The sequence below is a fragment of the Phycisphaeraceae bacterium genome (genome assembly GCA_019636735.1).
Taxonomy (GTDB): domain Bacteria; phylum Planctomycetota; class Phycisphaerae; order Phycisphaerales; family SM1A02; genus VGXK01.
The window spans coordinates 1-22,111 of record JAHBWY010000002.1; the positions used below are offsets into that span (position 1 = coordinate 1).

The 22,111-nt window shown below is 67.0% G+C and carries 19 protein-coding genes; 8 read left to right on the top strand and 11 right to left on the bottom strand.

Annotated features, from left to right (window positions below):
• The coding region (locus tag KF724_02205) for a hypothetical protein (GenBank protein ID MBX3354492.1) at nucleotides 1-618 on the top strand (618 nt) is incomplete at its 5' end.
• 17 nt (nucleotides 619-635) lie between these two features.
• Here the strand turns inward: KF724_02205 and KF724_02210 are convergent.
• The 8 genes from KF724_02210 to KF724_02245 all read right to left on the bottom strand — a co-directional run bounded on the left by KF724_02210 (nucleotide 636) and on the right by KF724_02245 (nucleotide 10,344).
• The gene (locus tag KF724_02210; GenBank protein ID MBX3354493.1) at nucleotides 636-2,171 is read right to left on the bottom strand and encodes a cytochrome c; all 1,536 of its coding nucleotides are present in this window, start codon (nucleotides 2,169-2,171) and stop codon (nucleotides 636-638) included.
• Nucleotides 2,172-2,282: 111 nt separating this feature from the next.
• Complete coding sequence (locus KF724_02215) at nucleotides 2,283-3,479, bottom strand: ABC transporter permease (GenBank protein ID MBX3354494.1); 1,197 nt, start codon at nucleotides 3,477-3,479, stop codon at nucleotides 2,283-2,285.
• A 2-nt stretch (nucleotides 3,480-3,481) separates the two neighbouring features.
• Nucleotides 3,482-4,639 (bottom strand): ABC transporter permease, encoded by a 1,158-nt coding sequence (locus tag KF724_02220; protein ID MBX3354495.1) that lies wholly within the window; start codon nucleotides 4,637-4,639, stop codon nucleotides 3,482-3,484.
• A complete protein-coding gene (locus KF724_02225) occupies nucleotides 4,636-5,316 on the bottom strand; it encodes an ABC transporter ATP-binding protein (protein ID MBX3354496.1) in 681 nt (226 codons plus the stop codon). The genes KF724_02220 and KF724_02225 overlap by 4 nt, the downstream gene beginning before the upstream one ends.
• The gene (locus tag KF724_02230; GenBank protein ID MBX3354497.1) at nucleotides 5,303-6,874 is read right to left on the bottom strand and encodes an efflux RND transporter periplasmic adaptor subunit; all 1,572 of its coding nucleotides are present in this window, start codon (nucleotides 6,872-6,874) and stop codon (nucleotides 5,303-5,305) included. Before KF724_02230 ends, KF724_02225 begins: the two co-directional genes overlap by 14 nt.
• A 142-nt stretch (nucleotides 6,875-7,016) precedes the next feature.
• Nucleotides 7,017-7,580, bottom strand: a complete 564-nt coding sequence (locus KF724_02235; protein MBX3354498.1) for a hypothetical protein — start codon at nucleotides 7,578-7,580, stop codon at nucleotides 7,017-7,019.
• A gap of 212 nt (nucleotides 7,581-7,792) precedes the next feature.
• Complete coding sequence (gene rmuC, locus KF724_02240; GenBank protein ID MBX3354499.1) at nucleotides 7,793-9,235, bottom strand: DNA recombination protein RmuC; 1,443 nt, start codon at nucleotides 9,233-9,235, stop codon at nucleotides 7,793-7,795.
• Nucleotides 9,235-10,344 carry a WYL domain-containing transcriptional regulator gene (locus KF724_02245; GenBank protein MBX3354500.1) on the bottom strand — a complete coding sequence of 370 codons (1,110 nt, stop codon included), beginning with the start codon at nucleotides 10,342-10,344 and terminating at the stop codon, nucleotides 9,235-9,237. Before KF724_02245 ends, rmuC begins: the two co-directional genes overlap by 1 nt.
• A 504-nt stretch (nucleotides 10,345-10,848) precedes the next feature.
• Here KF724_02245 and KF724_02250 point away from each other — a divergent pair.
• The 3 genes from KF724_02250 (at nucleotide 10,849) to KF724_02260 (ending at nucleotide 13,130) form a co-directional block, all read left to right on the top strand.
• Nucleotides 10,849-11,514 (top strand): hypothetical protein, encoded by a 666-nt coding sequence (locus KF724_02250; GenBank protein ID MBX3354501.1) that lies wholly within the window; start codon nucleotides 10,849-10,851, stop codon nucleotides 11,512-11,514.
• A 379-nt stretch (nucleotides 11,515-11,893) separates the two neighbouring features.
• Nucleotides 11,894-12,670: a hypothetical protein gene (locus KF724_02255; GenBank protein ID MBX3354502.1), complete on the top strand. Its 777-nt coding sequence runs from the start codon at nucleotides 11,894-11,896 to the stop codon at nucleotides 12,668-12,670.
• Between the two features lie 37 nt (nucleotides 12,671-12,707).
• Nucleotides 12,708-13,130 (top strand): hypothetical protein, encoded by a 423-nt coding sequence (locus KF724_02260; protein ID MBX3354503.1) that lies wholly within the window; start codon nucleotides 12,708-12,710, stop codon nucleotides 13,128-13,130.
• Here KF724_02260 and KF724_02265 read toward each other — a convergent pair.
• Nucleotides 13,070-13,594, bottom strand: coding sequence for a SprT-like domain-containing protein (locus KF724_02265; GenBank protein ID MBX3354504.1), 525 nt, complete (start codon nucleotides 13,592-13,594; stop codon nucleotides 13,070-13,072). The two genes, KF724_02260 and KF724_02265, sit on opposite strands and share 61 nt — an antisense overlap.
• Before the next feature lie 51 nt (nucleotides 13,595-13,645).
• Here KF724_02265 and KF724_02270 point away from each other — a divergent pair, with 51 nt between their 5' ends.
• On the top strand, nucleotides 13,646-15,310 hold the full coding sequence (locus tag KF724_02270) for an NAD-dependent malic enzyme (GenBank protein ID MBX3354505.1): 1,665 nt from the start codon (nucleotides 13,646-13,648) through the stop codon (nucleotides 15,308-15,310).
• On the opposite strand, the gene KF724_02275 is transcribed toward KF724_02270, so the two are convergent.
• The gene (locus KF724_02275) at nucleotides 15,253-17,304 is read right to left on the bottom strand and encodes a heavy metal translocating P-type ATPase (protein MBX3354506.1); all 2,052 of its coding nucleotides are present in this window, start codon (nucleotides 17,302-17,304) and stop codon (nucleotides 15,253-15,255) included. The genes KF724_02270 and KF724_02275 overlap by 58 nt on opposite strands.
• Nucleotides 17,305-17,421: 117 nt before the next feature.
• On the opposite strand from KF724_02275, the gene KF724_02280 reads away from it, so the two are divergent.
• Both KF724_02280 and KF724_02285 read left to right on the top strand, forming a co-directional pair.
• Nucleotides 17,422-18,078 carry a phosphopantothenate--cysteine ligase family flavoprotein gene (locus tag KF724_02280; GenBank protein MBX3354507.1) on the top strand — a complete coding sequence of 219 codons (657 nt, stop codon included), beginning with the start codon at nucleotides 17,422-17,424 and terminating at the stop codon, nucleotides 18,076-18,078.
• Nucleotides 18,079-18,106: 28 nt separating this feature from the next.
• Nucleotides 18,107-19,618, top strand: coding sequence for a hypothetical protein (locus KF724_02285; GenBank protein MBX3354508.1), 1,512 nt, complete (start codon nucleotides 18,107-18,109; stop codon nucleotides 19,616-19,618).
• A gap of 73 nt (nucleotides 19,619-19,691) precedes the next feature.
• On the opposite strand, the gene KF724_02290 is transcribed toward KF724_02285, so the two are convergent.
• Complete coding sequence (locus KF724_02290; protein ID MBX3354509.1) at nucleotides 19,692-20,006, bottom strand: hypothetical protein; 315 nt, start codon at nucleotides 20,004-20,006, stop codon at nucleotides 19,692-19,694.
• Nucleotides 20,007-20,055: 49 nt separating this feature from the next.
• On the opposite strand from KF724_02290, the gene KF724_02295 reads away from it, so the two are divergent.
• Nucleotides 20,056-22,107, top strand: coding sequence for a methyl-accepting chemotaxis protein (locus KF724_02295; GenBank protein MBX3354510.1), 2,052 nt, complete (start codon nucleotides 20,056-20,058; stop codon nucleotides 22,105-22,107).
• Nucleotides 22,108-22,111 lie beyond the last annotated feature (4 nt).

Below are 22,111 nucleotides of genomic sequence, written 5' to 3' on the forward strand. Positions count from 1 at the left end.
AATGGTCGATTCATGGACCCCGTCTTCTACGCTCCCGCGGACCTGAACAGGATGGCGACCGTTGGATACGGTCTCGCCGATCCGAACCCGTTCACATTCATCACGGCTGCCGGGGCGCGGTGGCAAAGCTCCTACATCGCCAGTCCCGCGGCGATGTACCACCCGGGAGTCTTCGGTGGTGATGCGGACAGTTCCTTCAAGTCGCCGCTGGCATTTTCGTCGGCGAGCATTTCGCCGACTGTTTCGCAGTGCGCGCATCCAGATCTCAAGAGCCGAATGACCGAGGAGTACTGGCTCCAGTCTCCGCCGCAGGAGAGGCGGGCCTCGTCGACATCCGACGCGCCGCTCTTCAACCATGGCGCCTCGAGCGTGCCCATGACCCTCTTCTTCGATGGCCATGTGGCCCCGATGCCGATTCGGAAGGTGCTGTTGGACAACGAGACTGTCGTGAAGGGCGGCGGCACCGCGCTCTGGATGGACACCGAAATCACGATCGGCAACTGGGCCTCGATCGGCGGCTTCTACTCGAACATTGCGGTCGACGACACCCGCACGAGCGCGCATGTCTTCACACGCGGCGGCATTCTCGGGCGTGATGTCATCACGCCGAGCGAGTGACGCCGCTGCGCTCTCCGTCAATCCCGATAGGCCACATGACACTCCTTGCAGGAGGCGCCGAGCGATTTGAAGGCGGCGGTCACCTTGGCGAGATCCGGATTGCCGCTGGCGAGTTCATTCTCGATGAGCTGCGCCTGCTGATGGCTTGACTCCATCCACGCCTTGAAGTCATCGGGCTTGCGCTGGGTGTAGGCACCGCCCTTCAGGTGAAGAAAGAGATCCGAGAGCCGTCCCGCTTCAGCCGCCGGCACAAGGTCCGGGTGATCGGCCGGTGTCCTCCAGCCCGCCTTCTCGATCAGCCTCAGGTGATCGAAGGCGTGGTCGATGTCGACCATGCCCTGCACGAAGGTGCCGGGCTTCGAGATGGATGGAAAGTCAGCGGGAACCGCGTCGATGGCCTCCTTGGGCAGCGGAGTCGCTTCGCGGGCGCAGGCGTAGAGCCCCTTGTAGCTCGGCGAAGTGCCGGCCATCTTCATGCGCTCGATCATCGCCTCGGTGTTCGACCACCCGAGGGAGACTGCCACCGTCGCGGCGGCACCCGCGCTCCGATGCTTGCCATGGTGACAGTGGATGTACACGGGGCCGTCGGCCAACGCGTCGCGCACGGCGCGGGTGAGTTCCCGCTTGCGCTTCTCGTCGAAGCCGTTGTAGCCGATGGGCAGGTGGATGTATCGGATGCCGCGAGCCTGCGCGAGTTCCACCCGGGGAGTGCCGCCATCGACGGAGATGATCGTCTTGAAGCCGAGCGCCGCGAGCGAGTCGAAGGCTTCCTCGCCCTCGGGCCCGCTGCCCGAGATGAAGTTCTCGTGGAACGCAAGAAGGTTGTGAAGGCCGGGAAGGTCGGCCGGGATCTGATCGGCCATGGTGGGCATGGTGCGCGTGGCGGCGGGCGCGGTGACCGGTGCGGCGGCGTCGGCAGGAGGCGTGGGTGCGCCCGTGGCCGGATCGTGTCGGACGATGCGCGAGGCGGTCACCACGAAGCCGCCGTTCTCGCCGCGCTCAACGAGCTCGCCCTCGACCACCACATGGTCCAGTGACGCCAACCCGGATTGACCGGAGAGCGCGACCGCGAGCGGCCGCCCCCGACCATCCAGCACCTGCACCGTCGCAGTGTTGGCCAGCAGCGTCTCTCGACTCTCGCAGCAGAGGTCCGCGGGCGTCGGGCAGAGGTCATCCTCTCTCTCATTGCATGGAAGCAGCGCCGGGTCCGACACGACCATGATGGCTCGGCCGCTCACGAATGGATTCGCCCGCCCGGCGACTCGAGCGGCGAAGGTGACGCGATCGCCGACCTTGGCGCTGCGCAACACACGCCCAAGTGGAGGCGCCGACGGCAAGGTACCCATCACGATGAGACCGCTGGGCAGGTCCGCCGCGCGCTGGGGCGCCGGTGCGGGTCCCGGGTGCGCCACGGGCGCGGCGAGTGCAGCGTGCGTCAAACCATGCACCAAGGCGCAGGCTGCGGCAAGAAGGGCGGCCAGTGCACGCCTCGAGCGCTGGGCCGCGAGCTCGCGGCGTGAGGCGATGACTTCGAGGGTCTGCGTGCGTGGCATGAGCAGTCATTCTCCTGTGTCAGTATGCGGTTGCACGATGGTGAGTGCGGTGAAATGTGATCCCGAAGGCCGCGCGGTCGGACGGGATCCGCGATGGAGCTCGCCGCGGTGTCATGGCGCCCGCAGCGCCTCGGGAATGGTACGACGAAGCGTAGCGCTCGCGGCCACGGCGGCTCCGAGAAGCGCAAGTGCGAGACCCGCGGCAAGTCCGATCGCGACCGCGAGCATGTCAACGCGAAAGACGAATGAGCCCATCGAGAAGCCGATGCCGACACCGTCGAGCAGCCATCGACAGGCGATGATGGCGCAGGTGGCTGCCGCCGCCGAAAGGAGCAGCGACTCCTGCGTGAAGGAGAGGATGATCGCCACGCGGCCGAAGCCGATGCTCCGCAGCGTGCCGACCTCTCTCGCTCGCGAGGCAAACGCCGCATGGAGCGTGTTGAGCCCACCGAGCAACGCGCCGAAGGCGACCATGAACGCCGATGCCGCGATCATCCAACGGATCGGCGCAAACATGGTTCGTAGCGCGGCGTAGTACTCCGACTCCCGCAGCACCACCAGTTCAAGGTCAAGCCGTCGCGCGGTGAAGGCGTCGATGTCCTCGAACATCGCGCCATGCTCCGAGTCAAGCGCCACCACGAGGCACGAGATGGTTGTGCGCTTCGAGGCGGCGAGCACATCACTGAGGGGCGCCCAGACTTCCGACTCCGTCATGGTGCCAGGGGCTTCGAAGCGGCCGGTGACTTCGAAGGTGGTTCGGTCGATGGTGAAGCGCCGCCCGACTTCGAGTGAGCCCGCGGGCAAACCAAGCTGCTGCTCCGCGCGGATGCCGACCATGGCTTCACTGATCATCTCATCGCCACGGCCCGACGCACCCGCCTCCGGCATGCGCCCCTTCACGATGCGGACACCGGGATGCACCAGCAAGGCCACGGGTTCGACGCCACGCACAAGGGCCGGGCGAGAGAGCTCCGCGTTGCCAACCGACATGGGCAGCATCATCACGGCCTCGGGACTCACGAGCGGCTGGCCTGCGGCGGTCGGGATTCCCGGCACGCTTGCGACGAGGATCGATGCGGTCCCCGCGGGAATCTCGCTGCGCTCGAGACTCTCCTCGCTGCCGACACCCATCACGATGGCATGGTCCCGTTCCCGTCCCGCGCCGAGGGCATGGTCCATGCCCCACAGGAGCGCCGTCGCCGCCGTCGCGAGCGCGGCCACCATGAACGCGCCAGTGAACGCGAGCGCGAAGCGCAACGGCGATCGCCCGAGATTCCGAACGGCGTAATCGAAGGGAAGGCGTCGCATGGTCACGACGCCCTCAACGATGGAGCCGCGGCCAGGCGAGCCGCCCGAAGGGCGGGCACAAGCGCCGCGAGCACGCCCACGACGGTGCTGGCCGCGAGTCCGAGGACAACGACTTCAAGACTCGGCTCGATCGGCACCACGGCGCCCTCGGCGGAGAAGGCCGGGCGCCAGAACAGGAGCACGCCCCACGCGGCACCCGCGCCGATCGCGCCCCCCACGAGCGCCATCATGACCCCCTCGACGAGCGTCATCCACGCGACGAGCAGCCCGGGAAAGCCCAGCACTTCGAGAATCGCGTTCTCACGCACGCGGGTCTGCATCGCAAGCGCCATCGCATTCGCAACGAGGGCGAAGACGGCGATGAGTGCGGCGAAGGCGACCCATCCGGCGAAGCCCGTCAGTCGCACGATGTCCTGCGCCGCTCGGGCGACGAAGTGCTTTTCGGGTGTGGTGCTCGTCGGGAACTGATCGCGCTGGAAGAGCTCGTCGATGGCTGAGGCCACAGGCTCAAGTTGCGAGGCGTCATCAACGGTCACGGTGAACTGCGTCACGATGCCACCGGTTCCGCCTCGCTTCGCCGTCTCCTGAAGGAACGGCAGGTGCACGAACGCCGAGTTGCGATCCTGCGGATCGGCGCTTGAGAAGATGCCGGCCACGACCGCGGTGACGCCCGCCGATCGGAAGGTCTCGCCCACCCGGAGCCGTCGCCGGATGGCGAGCTCTTCACCGATGAGCGCTGCATCGCCCCGCGCACGCCACTCTTCGAAGGAGCCGCCGCGCAGCGTGGCGCGTGGCAGAAGATCGTGTTCGACCCACTCGGGCTCCACGCCTCGGAAGGTGAGGACATCGAGCGACGCGCGGCAGTTCGAGACGACGATCTTGACTGGCGCGACGCTCCGGACACCGGGGAGGCGCGCCATCGAGTGAACATAGGACTGCGGCAACTGGCTTGCGAATGGGCAGTAGCGATTCTGCCGGTAGACGACGAGGCGCGTATCGCGCGAAGTGAGCTCGGTCGCCTGTCGAACGCCCTCTTCCGAGGAGCGGATGATGGTCCAGAGGAACATGGCGACCGCGATCCCGCCCATGGCCAGCAGCGTGCGTGTCGCATTGCGCCGCAGTTGAAGCGATGAGTAGCGCAGAACGCGAATCGCCTTCATGTGACGGCCTCCGCGAGGCGACCCTTCTCAAGGTGCAGCGTCGTCTCGGCGCGGGCCGCCGCGGCTGGGTCGTGCGTCACCATGACGATGGTGCGGTGCTCCTCGCGGTGCAGGCGAACGAGCAGGTCGAGAATGGCGCTGGCGTTCGTGCGATCGAGGTCACCCGTCGGCTCATCGGCCAGGAGGAGCGTCGGCCTCGTCACCAGCGCCCGGGCGATGGCAACCCGCTGCTCCTCGCCACCGCTGAGTTGACGCGGATAGTGGTGATGCCGATGGGCGATGCCGACCTGGTCGAGGGCGTCGGCGACGCGCGCGTGACGCTCGCGCCGCGAGAGCGCGTGAAGCAGCAGGGGGAGTTCCACATTCTCATAGGCGGTCAGCACCGGCACGAGGTTGTAAAGCTGGAAGACGATGCCGACATGGCGCGAGCGCCAGGTGGCAAGGGCGCTCCGCGAGAGCTGCGTCAGGTCAATGCCATCGACACGCAGCGAGCCCGAGGTGGGGCGATCAATCCCCGCGAGAAGATGGAGAAGCGTGCTCTTCCCCGATCCGCTCGGCCCCATGAGTGCGGTGAACGACGCCTGCTCAAGGTCGAGGTCGAGTCCATCGAGCGGACGGATCTCCTCCGTGCCGCGGTGATAAATGCGCGTGACGCCGCGCGCTTCAACGAGTGACATCACGCTCTCCCTCCGGATCAATCCACTCGGTGGCGATGGCGACCATCGTTCCCGGCGAGAGCGCCGTGTCCGGCTTGAGGACGACGCGATCGCCTGGCTGCAGACCATGCGTCACCGTGATCCACCCGGCGCGCGGAGCGTCTCCGGAGATCGTGACCTGTCGAGGTTCCAGTCGTCCTCGACCGCGATCGATGGAAGTCACGACCATGGCCACGCGCTCCGGTCCACTGCCGATGAGGGCGTCGCCATGCGCCAGCAAGTGAAGTCGCGAAGGCGTCCCAATAGTGTCCGGCGACAGCGCACCATCGGCTGTTCGAGCCGGGGTCGCGCCGCCGCGAGGTGGCCCGCTCGTGACCTCGATGCGCACGCGGGCGAGCATGTCGGGCTTCAGCTCTGGCGACGGGTTGCGCAGTGACACCTTGACTCCCACGGTGTTCTTCTGAATGTCCGCCTTGTGCACGAGGCGCGACACAACACCCTCGAAGACCTGATCCGGCAGGACTTCCACCGTCACTCTCGCGCGCTGCCCGACGGCCAGTCCCGCAGCGTCGGCGAGGGGGACATCGGTGCGGACCTGGAGGCGCTTCGGGTCGTAGAGCGTGACCACGGCGCGCCCCATGGCCATGTCGCCAGCGAAGAGGTTCTCGCCCGGTGAAGTGAGCACTTCCATCACGACACCGTCGATGGGCGAGCGGACCTCGCTTCGCCCGAGTTGAAGACGAACTTCATCGAGCATCGCCTGCGGGACGAGCAGCGCGGTGGCCGCCTCGGCCTCGGCGGCGCGCTCGGCCGCGGCGATGGATCGCGCGAGCGGCTCGATCGCTTCGAGCTCCGCCCGCGCTTCGAGCATCGCCTGTCGATAGCGCACCACCTCGGCCTCGCCCATGGCATGCGCCGCACCGAGGCGATCGGCGCGCGCGCTGGCGTCTCGAGCGGCCTCAAGTCGCGCCTCCGCCGCCGCGCGGCGATGTGGAAGCTGCGCCTGCTCGGTGCGAGCCTGCTCCGCCATGGCGAGCGCTCGCTCGCGCGTCGCATTCGCACGAGCCAGTTCGGCCTCGGCGCGGGCGAGCGCCAATTCGAGGGTGCGCGCCTCGAGGCGTGCAACCACCTGGCCGGCCTCGACCGGGTCGCCTTCCAGTGCCAGCAGCTCAACGACGATGCCGTCCCGCAGGGCGCTCACCGTGGTCGGGAGCGGTTCCGGTTCGATCCAGCCCGGTGCCTGCACCCAGCGGCTCGCCGAAGGCGACGGCGCAGGCGCTCTCTCGGGCGGCCCGGATGCGGGGCCGCTGCCTGCGGAGTCGGCGGTGCGCGAAATCGCCACCACCGGCGCCACTCGCACCGTGGGCACGGGGCGAAGGGACTCATAGGCGGCAATGATCAGAGTGGCGACGGCCCCGCCGAGAATGAGGAGCGGAATGAGCACGCGCGTGACCAGCGTGCGAGGGGGAAGCGGGATGCGCTCGCCCCGGTGTGCGGGCTCGGATGCACGGCGCGCGTGACCGACAGCACGAAGAGGCGCATGGGGTGTCGGGTTCGACGGATTTGACTGATCGGTCATGGATGACCTCGGAGAAGCGGGCTCGAACGAACCATGCCGCGCGGGCGGCACAGCCACGGCGTTCATCATCGAGCAGGATCGCTGCGTCGAGTGAACACGACAGCGCACGGCAGCCAGAAGGCGCCGCGCCATCGAGCCGGGGTCATACAGTGAGCTTGGTGCCCTGCGCCAGTGGCGCAGGCGGCTGTCCGAGCGGGAGCGTCGGTGGCCAATCGGGGCCCCGTGCCAACAGATCGCGCGCAACGCCCGCGTGCGCATCGAAGATGTCGGCGAGGCGTTGCAGCGCCGGGTGTGACCATGGCGCCTTGAGTGGCGCACACTTCACGCAGCAGGTGTCCTGCGAACACTCGGGGCCGCGCTGGGGAACGCGTTTCGACTCCGGATCACAGGGAGCGGTGGGTGTGTCCTGTGACTCGTCCTCTGCGGTGGTCTCGATTGCATCTGAAGAGACCGGGGCCGCGGACTCCTTTGCGCCGCAACAGTGAGCGGAGCATGAACCAATCGCCTCGATCGGAGCGGCCGCCTGGTCGGGAGAGTGCCGCGGTGTTGTCTCCCGGGCGGCGAGCGCTGTGAGGTCAAGCGCCATCGCGGGGCGGCCGCAGCAGGAATCCGTTTGGCCCGCCAGCAACAGCGCATGGCAGCCGCAGAAGGGCAACAGAAGCGCTGCCGTCATCAGGACCGCGAGCGTGGACCGGAGAAGGGCCATCCAGATCCAATCGTAGCAGTGGAGGGTGGCACGGCCGCGTCTCACCTTGGGCGAACATGATTCTCGGGCGCTCCAAGGCGACCTGGAGGGCAGTCCCGGACCTTCCCGATCAACGCTGACACCGGCTCTTCAGTACGCGCCGAGGTGCCGCCGAACCTGGAACAATGCGGCCTGAGCCACGCCGCTCGACGCGACAGCCATCCACGATCAGGTCAACCCCCGCGCGGTCCAACTTCGCCGGCGATCGAGTCACCGCCGCGAAGCTCCTGCTCCGGCGCTTCGTCATCCGAAGCCGCCGCGGCGTCCGTCGGCAGCAGTGCGGCGGTGTCGGAGTCGGAGAGCGCCTCGACCTGCCGCAGGGCGCGGCCGATCTGGCGTGTGCGGGTTCCCGTCTGCGTCAACTTGTTCTGCGCATGCGTCAAGTGCCTTTGGACGGCGTCGAGCACTTCGCCGAACTTGTTGAACTCGGTCTTCGCCGCGCCGAGGATTCGCCTGACTTCGTCGGAGCGCTCCTGGATGGCGAGTGTGCGGAAGCCGATCCTGAAGCTGATGAGAATGGCGGCGAGGGTGCTCGGACCCGCGATCGTGACATTGCGAGTGCGTTGCAGCTCATCGGCGAGGCCCGGGCGCTGCATCAATTCTGCGTAGAGACCTTCGGTCGGCACGAAGAGGATGGCGAACGGGACCGTGTGCGGCGGCGCGATGTACTTGCGCGCGATGTCCGCCGCGGCATCGCGGACCACGCGCTCAAGGGCGAGTCCCGCCGCGGTCGTCGCCTCGGCGTCCGCCTGCTCGCGGGCGTGCAGCAGGCGCTCGTAGTCCTCGCGCGGAAACTTGCTGTCGATGGGCAGATAGACCGTTTCGCCGTCGGATCCGCCGGGGCAGCGCACGGCGAACTCCACGCGCTCGGAGGCGTCCGGCCGCACAGCGACATTGGCGTCGTATTGATCGGGAGCGAGGAAGTCCGAGAGGAGCGCCGCGAGCTGCGCTTCGCCCCAGGTGCCCCGCGACTTCACATTGGTGAGCACGCGCTTCAGATCGCCCACTTCGCCCACCAGCGCGCGCATTTCGCCGAGGCCGCGATGGACCTCCTCCAGTCGCTCGCCGACCCCCTTGAACGCGGCGCCGATGCGCTCCTCGAGCGCTTGCTGGAGCTTTTCCTCGACGACCCCGCGCATTTCGTCGAGCTTGCGCTGGTTGGAATCGCGCATCTCGTCGAGCTTGCGCTGGCTCGACTCTCTGATCTCATCGAGCTTCTGTTGCGTGAGCTGGCGCGAAGTGTCGAGACCGGTCTGCATGGTTCGGGCCAGGCGCTCGAGCGCCTCGACGATCTCCTTCCGCTGCGCCGCGGAGCCCTCGGCGTGCTCGCGGCGAGCCTGCTCGGCCACACCGAGGAGTTCCTCGCGCACCGCTCGAGCGCTCTCGCCGCTCTCGCTGCGGAGCGCAGTGATCGAGTCGCGAAGACCCGAGGAGAGCCGATCGATGCGCGGCTCAAGCGCCTCGGCGGTACGACGCGCCTGGTCATCGGCGGCAAGCGCCTGGTGCGCTGGGTCGACGGTGGCGCTCTCGCGTCCATTGCGGCGCATGAGCGTCACCTGAAGAGTCAGAACAACGGCGACTCCGGCAAGCAGGATGATGAGGATCGCTTCAACCATCAGGTGGCCTTGGCGATCCTACGACGGCGGCTTCGTGCGGGCGGAGAGGCGCCCGAGCCAGTTCGCTTCGGAGCGGCCGCCGCATAGAGGGCGGTGGTGGCTGCCGCTTCCGCCGCCACGCGCCGGGCGAGCGCTGCGGGTGAGATCACGCGAGCGTGCGAACCCATCGAGAGCACCCACCAGGTGATCTCATCGAGTCCATCGACCTGGCAGGTGAAGCGCATGGACCCGTCGGGGCGCATCGAGACAGTCTGCGTCGGGTGCCACTCCGTGTCCGCGATGTTGCCTGCGAAGTCAGGGGCGAAGTCAATCTCCACGCGCTCGCGTGGCCGCCCTCGAATCACCGACCATGCGTGACCGAAGTGAGTGTCCGCGTCGAAGCCTGCGGGCAGCTCGAAGCGGACGCTCGTGGCGATGAGCGACTTGAAGCGAACCAGCTTGTAGAGCTTCACCCGCCCCTGATCGGGGCGACGCCCAAGCATGTACCAGGCGCGATGCCTGAACACGAGCGCAAAGGGATCCAGCTTGAAGCGCTGCGGTGGTGAGGGCGTGAGGTCGTAGGCGCTCTTGTAGACCGCGTCGAGCTGGCGCCCGCGGAGCATTGCGTCAACCACGCTGCGGAAGAGGTCACCGAGTCCGCGAGCCGCGTTGCGCGGAGCCAGCCGCACGGAAATGCGCCGCTCGAGTTTCGAGAGATCGCTCTCGACGGGCTTGCTGACGGTGTCAAGGACTCGCTCGATGCCTCCCGAGGCCGACTCGAGCAGCGGGATCTGTCGCTTGCCGAAGAGTTGGCGGCCAGCGAGCGCCAGCGGAATGGCCTCCTCGAGAGAGAGTCGGCTGGCGGGCAGGATCTTCCGGTCGTCGAGGCGATAGCTGCGGCGAGATGGGTCGCGCGGGTCGTCCACCATTCGGAAGGCAATTCCGAGGTTCTTCAATGTGCGGAGGTCGCGGAAGAGGGTCCTGACCGAAACGCCATAACGCTCGGCGGCATCGGCGATTCGGAGATCGCGGCCGCCGTGGGCGTCGCGCAGCAGGGCGAGGATGCGAGCGATGGTCCTGTCGCGACGGGCGACGCGCGAGCGGCGTTTGGACTTGGTTCGTGCAGCCATGAGATGTCCGGAAGATCCCCTCCGGGAGTGACACATTGTGTCATCGGCATCGAGTCAGCTTCCGCATGACCTGATGGCGCGGGGTCGATCAGGTCGTCGCCGAGCCCCTTCCGGGTACGGCGGATCCGGGGGCGCACCGGGGCGCACTGGGGCGCACTGGGGTGTGCGGGGGCGCTCCGGTGCGCGTCGGGGTGAGCGGGGGAACAGCGGCGCCCTTCCGCTTTGGGGCTTGGAAGGGGGGGCCGGACTTCGTGTCACGCGGAGTCCGGTCCCGTGCCGTTGGTCCCTGGCTCCTCGCGAGCGCGATCCGGGTGCACCATGTGGTCATCGCCACGCTTGCCGTCGCTCGGCGCGTCGCGCCACGGAAAGTGCGAGAAAGAAGGGCCCGCAAGGTTGGCGAGGCGCCGTCGCGCCGTAGGTTGCCCGTCGGTCGCCGGGGCGCCGGTTCTGCCACCGCCCCTCGGCTGTTGCGAAGCGAAGGCAGAGCCGGGATTGGGGGTGACGATGATCGCACGAATCAGCGATGGCACGGGTGGAGGTGGGGGAGCGTTCCTCGTCATGGCGAGCCATCGGGGAAGCAGCAGCGGTTGCGACGATGAGCCTGCTGAGAGCAAGGCGCACCGGGAGAAGCTCGAGGCGTTGCGGGCGGCCCAGAGGGCGAACCGCGAGGCGCGGATCGACGCGCTTGTGCGCGATGCGGAAGCTCGCGGCTCATGCCCCGCGGATCGTGCGTACTGGTCGCTGGTCTATGACCTCGAGCTTGCGCCGATGACGACCAACCGCCAGCAGCTTCTGGCCATCGGGATCGAGGCGCCACCGCTCGCGGAGATCCCCGAAGGCGAGGTTTCCACACGCCTCTGGAGGGTGATCCGCGGGCTGCGCGACATCTACACCTACCTGATTCACACCGATCACCTCTCCGACCGGGAGCTCTACGAGCGGCTTGTGAGCACGATCCTCGATGAGCCGGTGCATGAGATCTGTGATGGAAGCGGCGGGCAGGAGTTCATCGACCTCGCCGGAGGGCGCACCGTTGAAGATCGGCGGGCCTGGTTGAGCTTCTACGCCTCTGATGCGGAACGCGAAGGGGCACGCGGCAACGGGGAGGAGGTTCCGGAGCGGAGGGCGCCGCCCTACCCACGATCGGCGCATCTGCCGCGACCGTCGTGAAGTGGAGAGTCGGGCGGGCGCTGAGGGCCCTTCGGCATGCGCTGGAGGTGGGGAGTGGCGGTGGTCGGGCGGAACTCGAAGCAAAAAATGAGCGAGCGGCCGGTCCCCTCGAGCCGGCCGCTCGCGTCCGACGGGGATGTTTGCGCCACTGCTCCGCGCCGTCGGTGGGGGGCTGGGAGGCATCCGATGCGCCAGCCCGAGTGTTGTGAAGGTGGCGTGCATCTCGGAGTGTGGCAAGCTCAAGTGCCAAAGGACCATGCGATTGATCGGAAGAAGCCGTGCAATGGGCTCAAGCCGCGTCCGGGAAATCAAGAGGAAGTCCCAGAGCGCATTCCGCCCCCGCTCGGGACTTTGCCGATAGAACTTCGCGCCGATGCTCATGGCCCGATTCATCCGCCAGTTTGCACTCCGGCGGCTTCGTGACGCGGCGCCATGGCGCTTTGCGCACGCACTCGCCATTTCGCTCGCCGGTGCACTGGTGATTTCCACCGCGTCGGCAACGCCTCCGCCCCAGCGCAGTCTCGAGATTCCGCCCATCATCGACCCATCGCGAACAGCGGTGCTCTCGGGGTTCGTGCCGCTGAAGGCTCCGGAACCGAAGTCGAAGGAGGGAGCGGACTCTGATCGGGAGCCAGGATCTCCAACCCAGCGGGAAGCGGCTTCTCCCTCAGCCGATGAAGAGGTGCGATTGCCCGTTGTTTGGGTTGTGGCTCCGCCGGGGACCCGGACCTCGGCCGGACCGGAGCAGGTCATGGTGGTGCAAGGCGCTGCATTTGTCCCCACCACGGTGGTGGTCTCGCCCGGCACACCCGTCGCGCTTCGCACGACTGAGAGTGGCGTGCGACAGGTTCGAGGCGAGGGCTCGCTTCGCGTTGACCGTCGACTGACGCGCGCGACGCGGGCGACTCCGGTCACGCTCGATCGAACGGGCGCCGTCGATCTCACCGTGCGCGAGGAGCCTTCCGCGAAAGGAGTGATCGTCTGCGTTGAATCGCCGTTCTCGGCGGTTGCCACGCGCGATGGATCGTTCAGGATCATCGGACTTCCACCTGGTCGGCGGCAGGTTCGCATTCGCCTGCCAGATGGAAAGATCCTCGAGAAGAGCGTCGAGCTCGTTGCCGGCCGGGAGCACACGGTCGATTGGCGCAAGGATTAGCCGGCCGCGGGGAGCGGTACTGCTACGATCCAGCGCAATGTTTCACTCTTCGTTCGCTCGCCGACTTGCTGCCTCGTTCATCGTGTGCGGCGCTTGCGTCATTGCGGGTGGGTGCAATGACCAGCAGCGCGTTCCAAGACTTGACCTGACCGGCCACTGGAAGAGCGAGATCGATGAGAGCGTGATGAGCATTGAGCCGTCCGGCCTCTTCGCCATGGATGTGCCTGGCGAGCGGCTGCCGATCATCGGAACCGTGGCCATCGACGGCACTCAGGCAACCTTCAGGAACCGGCCCGAAACGCGCCTCTGTGTCGGCGACGATGGAATCTACGAGATCGAAATCGTCGAGGACCTCATGATCTCGCGCCTTGTGCGCGACACCTGTCCGAGCCGAGTGCTTCACATGAGTCGGCCGTGGAGGCGCCTCAACGCTTCGAGCATGCCGCCGACCAGTCCCTGATGCATGACCTGCGGGCGCCGCACCCGTCGTCGGCGTCGGCGGCGCGGCTGCTCCAGTGGCAGGAAGCGGCACTCATCGCGTGGAATCGTCACGCGCACGCGCGCGCCGACTTCACGAAGGAGCGAACGCCACTCCCGGCCATGCGGTGCGGCGGCATGACCATGGCGCTCGAAGACCACCAGGTGCGCGACCTCGTGACAGAAGACCTCTTCGAGGAGTTCTTCCCGTCCCGGCTCAAGGAGCAGATGATTCAGGCGAATCAGGCGCCGCTCAAGGTAGGCGCGACCGAGAGAGGAGCGCATTCGAGCGCTCGTCTCGATCCTCATCACCTCGACGAGCGAATGTGACTCCCAGCGATCGATCCATGCCATGAGGCGGGGTTCCAGCAGCCGCGGCAGTGCCGCAGGCCAGTGGCGCACTCGGGGCGGAGCCGGCGGGTCGAAGAGGGTCGGCTCGGCCTCCATGTTCGACGATGGTAGATCCGGGCTGCGCCTCATCGCGGTACATTCTCATCCATGCAAGGAGACCGTCGCGTCCTCGAAGATCCCCGGCTCAACAAGGGCACCGCGTTCACCGAGGCGGAACGGCGCATTCTCGGCATCGAGGGCATGCTGCCGGAAATGGTGGAAACGCCCGAGTTGCAGATCCGGCGCTGCCGGCTCCACCTTGAGTCGAAGTCATCGGATCTTGATCGGTACATCTATCTCACGGGGCTCCAGGACCTGAATGAGCGATTGTTCTACCAGTTGCTCGAGCGCGATATCCAGTCGCTGATGCCGATCGTCTACACCCCGACCGTTGGGGAGGCGTGTCAGAAGTTTGCGCACATCATGCGGCAGCCGCGCGGACTGTTCGTCTCGCTGTCGCATCGTGGACGCGTCAAGGAAATCCTTCGCAACTGGCCGGAAACGGAAGTTCGCGTCATCGTCGTCACCGATGGTGAGCGCATCCTCGGCCTTGGCGATCTTGGTGTGGGCGGAATCGGCATTCCCATCGGCAAGCTGGCGCTCTACACCGCCTGCGCCGGCGTTCCACCGCACAGCACGCTGCCCGTGGTGCTCGATGTCGGCACCAACAATGACGCGTTGCTCACCGATCCGCTCTATCCGGGTCTCAGGCGACGCCGCGCCGAGGGCACGGAGTACGACGACTTTGTCGAAGAATTCGTGATGGCCGTGCAGGAGGTCTTCCCGCACGCGTGCATTCAGTTCGAGGATTTCACGAATCGCAATGCGACGCCGCTGCTTCAGCGCTTCCGCGATCGGGTGAGCTGTTTCAACGATGACATCCAGGGCACGGCGGCGGTGGCCGTGGCCGGGCTCTTCGCAGCGTGTCGCATTCAGGGCACGCATCTCCGTGATCATCGCTATCTCTTCTTCGGTGCCGGAAGCGCCGCCACAGGCATCGCCGAGCTCTGCTGTCTTCAGATGACGCGCGAGGGTCTCTCCCGCAGCGAGGCGCTCGCGCGCTGCTCGCTCATGAACTCGAAGGGGCTCGTGACGCATGCAAGCGCTGGGCTTCTCGATCACCAGCAGCCCTTCGCCCATGAGCACGCACCGGAGCCGACCTTGCTGGGCGCAGTCCGGTCACTGCGACCGAGCGTGCTCATTGGGGTCAGCACCGTGGCCAAGGCCTTCGATCGGCCCGTCATCGAGGCGATGACCGAAGTGAACGAGCGCCCGATCATCTTCCCTTATTCAAATCCGACTTCGCGGAGCGAGTGCTCGGCGCGCGAAGCGATCGAGTGGTCCGGCGGTCGCGCGATCTTCGCAAGCGGCAGCCCCTTCCCACCGCTTCATCACGAGGGCAAGCTCTTTGTGCCGGGGCAGGGCAACAATGTCTACATCTACCCGGCGGTCGGGCTCGCCGTCTATGCGACGGTGGCCGCGCGCGTCACCGATGAGATGTTCCTTCGCGCGGCTGAGGCGCTCGCCGCGCAAGTGTCGGCCGAGGATCTTGCCGTCGGGCTCATCTATCCGCCGATTGCCGAGATTCGCCGGACCAGCGTGAATGTCGCGGTCGAAGTGGCGAAGCTGATCATCGAGCGAGGTCTCGCGCGGGCGCCGGGTGTCGACCTTGCCAACATCGAAGGCGTGGTGCGTCGCGCGGTCTGGAGCGCCGCTTACGACGCTTCGACGCGCCGAGCCGCAACTCCCGCTCCGGCGACCGCCTCGGCGTGAGCCCCCGCGGTCGATGAGGCGATCGACGCGCTTGGCGTCGCCGCGCGAGGCTCGCGTGGGACCGTATCGCGGAAGCCGAGCAGTCGAAGGCCGTTGAGGACCACGGCCACCGTGCTTCCCTCGTGCAGGATCACCGCCAGTGTGATGGGGAGCCAGCCGAGAACGGCAAGCGGAATCAGCACGCCGACCATGCCCATCGAGATCGAGACATTCTGAAGGACCACGCGCCGCGAGGCACGCCCGAGTGCAATGGCAAAGGGAAGACGGTCGAGGTCATCCCGGATGAGCGCCACATCGGCTGCTTCGAGAGCCACATCGGTGCCGCCGCCGCCCATGGCGATGCCGATCGTGGCCGCGGCAAGAGCAGGCGCATCGTTGACGCCATCACCGACCATCGCCACGGCACGATGCGTTCGCGCGAGTTCGGAGACAGCCTCGATCTTGTCCTCGGGCATCAATCCGCCGCGCACATCGCGAAGGCCGACAGTCGCGCCGATCGCCTTCGCGACGGTCGGATTGTCCCCGGTCAGCATGACGATCGGATCGACGCCCATCGACTGAAGTCGCGCGATCGCACCAGCCGCCTCGGGCCGGGGACGATCCATGAGCGCGATGACCCCGATGAAGCGATCGCCCTCGGCGACCACCATGATCGTCTGCGCACCCGCCTCGAGATCATGCACCGCAGTCGCGACTTCGGCGGGGAGCGCGGGCCCCTTCGACGCGCTTCTTTCGTCGGTCGTGAAGAGCCGCGCCGCGCCGACCCGTATCTCGCGACCCTCGACGGTGCCGACCAGTCCCTTGCCCTTCACCGATACGAGATTGGTCACCGCCGGGACCGCAAGTGATCGCGACTCCGCGGCAGTCGTGATGGCGTGCGCCAGCGGATGCGTCGACTGGCTCTCGAGCGCTGCGGCCAGCGTCAGCACCCGTTCGGGTTCCGCGCCGTCGAACGGGATGATCTCCGTCACCTCGGGTCGGCCACGCGTGATGGTGCCGGTCTTGTCGAGCGCCATCGCGGTCACCAGGGCAAGGCTCTCAAGGTGCGCGCCGCCCTTGATGAGCACACCCGAGCGAGCCGCCTTTGCCACACCTGCGAGGACCGCGGCGGGCGTGCTGATCGCGAGGGCGCAAGGCGATGCGCCGACCAGGAGCGCGATTGCGCGCAGCAGGGCTTCCTTCCAGGCGCTCCCTCCCTCCGCCACGGCGATCCACCCGAGTGCCGGAGGAACGGTTGCTGTCGCCACCACCATCAGGAGCACGACCGGCACATAGATTCGCGTGAATCGATCCGCCGCGCGCTGCACCCGGCTCTTCTGCGACTGCGCCTCCTCGACCAAGCGAATCATGCGCGCCATCGTTGAGTCGGCGGCAACCCGAAGCGCGGTCACATGCAGCGCGCCATCGCCATTGAGCGTGCCCGCAAAGACCTCGTCGCCGCGCGACTTCTCGACCGGCACACTCTCACCCGTGATGGGAGCCTGATCGACGGCGCTCTGACCCGCGGAGACGCGCCCATCCACGCCCACGCGCTCACCCGGGCGAATCACGACGGTCTCGCCAATCTCGACCGACTCCACCGGGACTTCAATCTCCTGGTTGTTCCGAAGCACATGCACGGTGCGTGGTGCGATCGACCCGAGCGCCGAGATGGCGCGCCGCGCCTGGCCCATCGCGTACTTCTCGAGGCCATGCCCGAGGGCGAAGAGAAAGAGCAGCAGGCCGCCATCGACCACTTCGCCGATGGCGGCTGCCGCGAGCGCGGCCACCACCATCAGGAAGTCGATGTCAAAGCGACCTCGAAGCGCCAGCGCGGCACCGCGGATCGCGGGTTCGGCGCCGGCGATGAGGTAGGAGAGTCCAAGAAGTCCCCAGACGATCCATCTTTGCTCCCCGTCGCCGATCCATCGATTGGCGCCCCAGCCCGCGAGCAGAAGTGCTCCCGCGGACAAGGGAATGGCAAGGTCCTGGAGAAGTCGAAGGCCGATTCGCATAGGAAGGACCACTCGGCGTCGGCGGCGCGGGGAACGCACCCGCGGCGCGGTTCCGCCCAGGTGGTCCTGGCGGATGGATCTTACTCATCGGCTTCCCGGGGCCGTAGGATGAGGCCGGTGAGTCGAAGCGAGCCAACGATTCCGCTCTCGAGGCCGACGCCATCGGACTTGGGCGACCGCGAGGTCGTCCGCGAGGGCGATGAGCTTGAGGGCGTTCGCGCCGCGCTCCTCGTGACCGGGAGCATTGCGGCGTTCAAGACACCGATCGTGGCGCGCCTCCTTCGCAAGCATGGTGCGCGGGTCACTCCGTTCGCCTCACAGGAAGCGCTGCGATATGTCACGGCGGAGGCGCTCTCATGGAGCTGCGACACTCCGGCCGTGACCGTCCTGTCGCCTGAGTCGGAGCATCTCTCCGACGCGGCGCCCTTTGAGGTGTATCTCGTCGCGCCGGCTACCGCGAACACGCTTGCGAAGATGGCTGCGGGCATCGCCGATGGCGTGGTCACGGCGACGCTCGCCTCGGCCTTGGGGCGCGTGGAGCAGGGCAGGGCGTCGCTTCTCGTCGCGCCGGCAATGCATGGATCGATGCACACCGCCATTCTCGACCGCAATCTCCGGACGCTTGTTGAACTCGGGGTCGAAGTCGTGCCGCCCCGAGATGCGGCGGGCAAACACAATCTTCCCGATGAGCAGGAGTTGCTCCGCGCCGTGATTGCGTCGGTTCGTCGGCGTGCCGCCGCGGTTCGAGCCGCGAGAGCGACTCCCGGCGTGTGAGAGCGGGTCAGTCAAGGAGGAGTACAGGATGATTCTTCGATCGAGGCGATTCGTCGGCGCGGCGGCCCTTGGCGCCCTCCTCGCGATGGTCGCGGGCGCTATGGCAGGGGTGACCCCCGCGTTGGGCGACACGGCACCGGCACAAGACGGACCGTTGAATCCAACGCAGAGTCCATCGGCACCGGCCCCGACACGGTCGCTTTCCCTGTCGGCGACCCAGGACTCTGCAGAAGCGCCAGCCGACGCGAATGCCCCGGCACCGATGATTGTGCTCCGCGAGTCGATGGTGCTCGACCCGCCATCGCCGACGGCATCACCCACCTTCGGCATGGTGGTGGCGTTCGCCGGCGATGAGGCGCTCGTGACTGGTCCGATCCTTGCACGCCAGTCGGGTTTCGATGGACAGATTGCCTCGTTCACCTGGTCGAATGGTTCGTGGCAGCCTCGTCGCGAGATGCCCGGAGTCTTCAACCTGATGGCGCGGGATGCGACGCTTCAGCGCCTCGCCGCAGCTTCGAACTTCTTCGTCACCAATCTCGATCGGCGCACGGCGGTTCGAAGCGAGGTGCTTCTCTTCACCCGCAGCCAGGATGCCGGTGGCTGGGCGCCGACGGCCACGCTCTCGACACCCGGCGGCGAACCTGCGCCGGGATTCGGCTCATCGATCGTGACCGATGGGACCTTCATCATCTGTGCAGACGCGGACACGCGCCTTCGAGCGGGCAAGCCCGATCAGCTTCCTTCGTCGCCCGGCGTGCATGTTTTCGCGAACGATGGTGCCGGCAAATGGGAGCGCGTCTCGATCATTCGACGGGATCCGTCGCGCAACAGCACCTGGTTCGGAGCATCGCTGGCGACGGACGGTCGGCGGCTTGTCATCGGCTCGCCGCGCCTGACCGCTGGCCTGCGCGGCGAGTCGGTGCGCCTGGCCGATGAAGCGGTCGTCGAGATCCGTCGTCGGGATGGTGCGGAGTGGCCGCTCGAGGCGGAACTCAAGGGGGCCGAAGTCACACCATTGATGGGGTTCGGAGCGACGGTCGCTGTCGAAGGCGATCTCGTTGTTGTTCAGGCCAATGAGGTCATCGGCAATACTGTGGGCAGTCGGGTGTTTGTCTATCGACGGCACGATGGGGCATGGAGCCTTGATGGAGAACTGCTTCCGCGCGGTGTCATTCCCAGCGCAGCGCTCGGCTCATCGCTCGCCATCACGAGAGGGCGCATCCTCGTCTCCGACTCGCACTCGACGGTGCCCGGAGAGCCGCCGCTCGGAGTTGTGCATGGCTTTGAGCGTGTCGATGGCCGATGGGTGGAGACCTTCCGCCTGCTTCCGCAAGCAGCGTGCTCGGAGCGCACCTTCGGCTCCGGGCTTGCCGTGCGTGGAGACCGCGTGCTCGTCGGTCGGGTGAAGTCGAGGGACGAGGCGTGCCCCGAAGGTGGCGCCTACTTCTTCGAGTTGCCTCCGGCGAGGCCGTCTGCTCCAAGCGCAGCATCGACACCTGCGGCGCCTTCGGTGCCATCGCCGTCTCCGGCAGCGCCTTGAGCCACAGACTCCGCCGCCCGTTCAGCTTCGGCACACGAGACAACGCCCGCGCTCGCTCACGCCGTCAGGGGGATCACTTCCATCGCCGCACGGCGTAGAGCGCCGAAGCGACTCCTGCCGCGATGGTGATCGCCATCATGCCGCGGGCCGGAGCCTGCAAAGGCCAGAGTGGATTCAGGGCCACCACGAGGGCTGCAAAGGTGACTCCCCACCGAGCATGGCGGCGGTTGACCGCATGCGCCACCAGCATGGCGAAGATCACGCAGACGGTGATATCGACGATGAACCGGTATCGGTCAATCCGCCAATGCACCATCCAGTGAAGAAATGGCTGGAGCAACAACCATGCGGAGGCGGCGAGGGCCAGCACGAGGGTCGGCTGCTTCATTGGGGTCGCAGGGTAGGCGATGACGCGAGCGTCTACACTCCGCCGCTTCATGGCCCATGCCGGTCCTCCGCTGGTCTTCCGTCGATCGCTGGCCGGGCGCCTGCTTCTCTTCGGCATTCTGCCGATGTTCCTGCTCAACGCGTTGATCATCGGGGTCGGCGGTCTGACGCGCTTCAATGCGCTTCGGAGCGCGGCGGTGACCGAGCTCGAGAACGCGGCGGTCCTCTCCGCCGCGAAGATGGAAGATGCGAACAACAACGCCTCCGGGTTGGCGCGGACGCTCGCAGATGCGCAGATGGCCGGGCTCTTCGGAGAGCGCCGAGCTTCGCTGGCTCTGCTGGCGATCGTGCTCGAACAGACCCCATGGTGCCGAAGCTGCGCGTATATCTACGAGCCGGACTCCGATGGGGGCGACGCGGCGCACCTGCGCGACGGCCTCCCGCCGCAGGCGGCGACGGCCACCGGGCGCTTCTCGGCGCGGTGGGTCAGGGATCAGGCGCGCGGTGGGGGTCCGATCCTTCGGCCAATTGCCGATCCTGAAGCGGACCCGGGCTATGTGCTGGCGCGTCAGCGCTTCCAGCAGACAGGTCGGCGCGAGAGTGTTGTGAGCGAGCCGACCATCATCGACGGCGCGCGCGTCGTCGAGTTCGTATCGCCGATCGTGATCGACGGGGTCTTCCTCGGCGTGGCGAGTGTGGAGCGAGAGCTCGACGACACCGATCGTCAACTGGAGTCCATCGCTGAACAGGCCTCGGCAAGGGTGCTCGTGGTGACGGCGGCAGGGCGGATCATCGGTGTCGGCGGCGATCTCCCCACATCTCTTCGTGGGAGTGAGATTCGATCCACGCCCTTCTCGGAGTTCATGCGCGCCGCTCAGGACACCTCACGCATCGAGGGTCCGAGGCGTGCGCGTGATCCCATCGAGGGGGGCTCGGCCTACCTCGCCACGGCCACGGTTCCAACCGGTGATTGGATCCTCATTCTCAGCAGGCCCGAGTCAGCGGTCGTCGGTCCGATCCGTCGCGAGATCATTCAGTTGGGCGCGATGGCGATCGTCGGACTCTCGCTTGTGCTTGGCACCATTGTGCTGCTCGCCATTCGCTTCTCACGCGGCATGGCCGAGGCGATGCGACTTGCTTCGCGTGTGGCCGAGGGCGATCTCACCGCAGAGGTGCGGCTCGATCGGGGCACCAGCGACGAAGCGTCGCAACTTGGGGCCAGCCTCTGTCGCATGACGCGCCAGCTTGACTCCCTCGTCGGCGATGTGAAGCGCGCGACCATTCAGCTTCACGCGACCGCGACCCAGGTGGCGGCCACGAGCGCCGAGCAGGAGCGCTCCGCGCAGGACTTCACGCGCCACTCGACCGAGATCGCCGCCGCCGTGCGGGAGATCACGCGCACCGGCGAGGAGCTGGCGATGACCTCGCGCGAGGCGCGGAGTGAGGCCGATGAGACGACCTCGATCGCGACGAGCAGCCGCGAGAGCCTCGCCCGCATGGAGTCGTCCATGCGTGAGCTCGATGCGGCAACGGGTTCAGTCGCGGGGCGCCTTGCGGCGATCAACGAGAAAGCGTCGGCCATCACAGCCATCGTCGACACCATTACGCGAGTAGCCGATCAGACGAACCTTCTCTCAGTCAACGCGGCCATCGAGGCGGAGAAGGCCGGCGAAAGCGGGCGAGGGTTCCTGGTGGTCGCGCGCGAAGTGCGTCGCTTGGCCGATCAGGCCGCCACCGCCACGGTGCAGATCGAGCGCATGGTCAGCGAGATGCAGTCCGCGGTCTCCTCCGGCGTCATGGAAATGGACCGCTTCGCCGACCAGGTGCGCCGCGGTGTCGCCGAGGTCGATCGCATTGGTGGACAGGTCTCGCAGGTCATCGAGCGAGTGACGGGAACGGTGCAGCGGTTCTCGGGCCTCGATGATGGCGTGGCGCAGCAGTCAGATGGTGCCCGTCGCATTGACGATGCCATGGCGCGTCTCTCCGCATCAGCGCAACAGACGGAAGCGTCGATCAATGAGTTTGCCTCCGCCGCGTCGGGTCTGCACGCCGCGATCGAATCGCTTCGAAAAGTCATCGGCGCGTTCAAGTTGAGGTCCTAGAGCG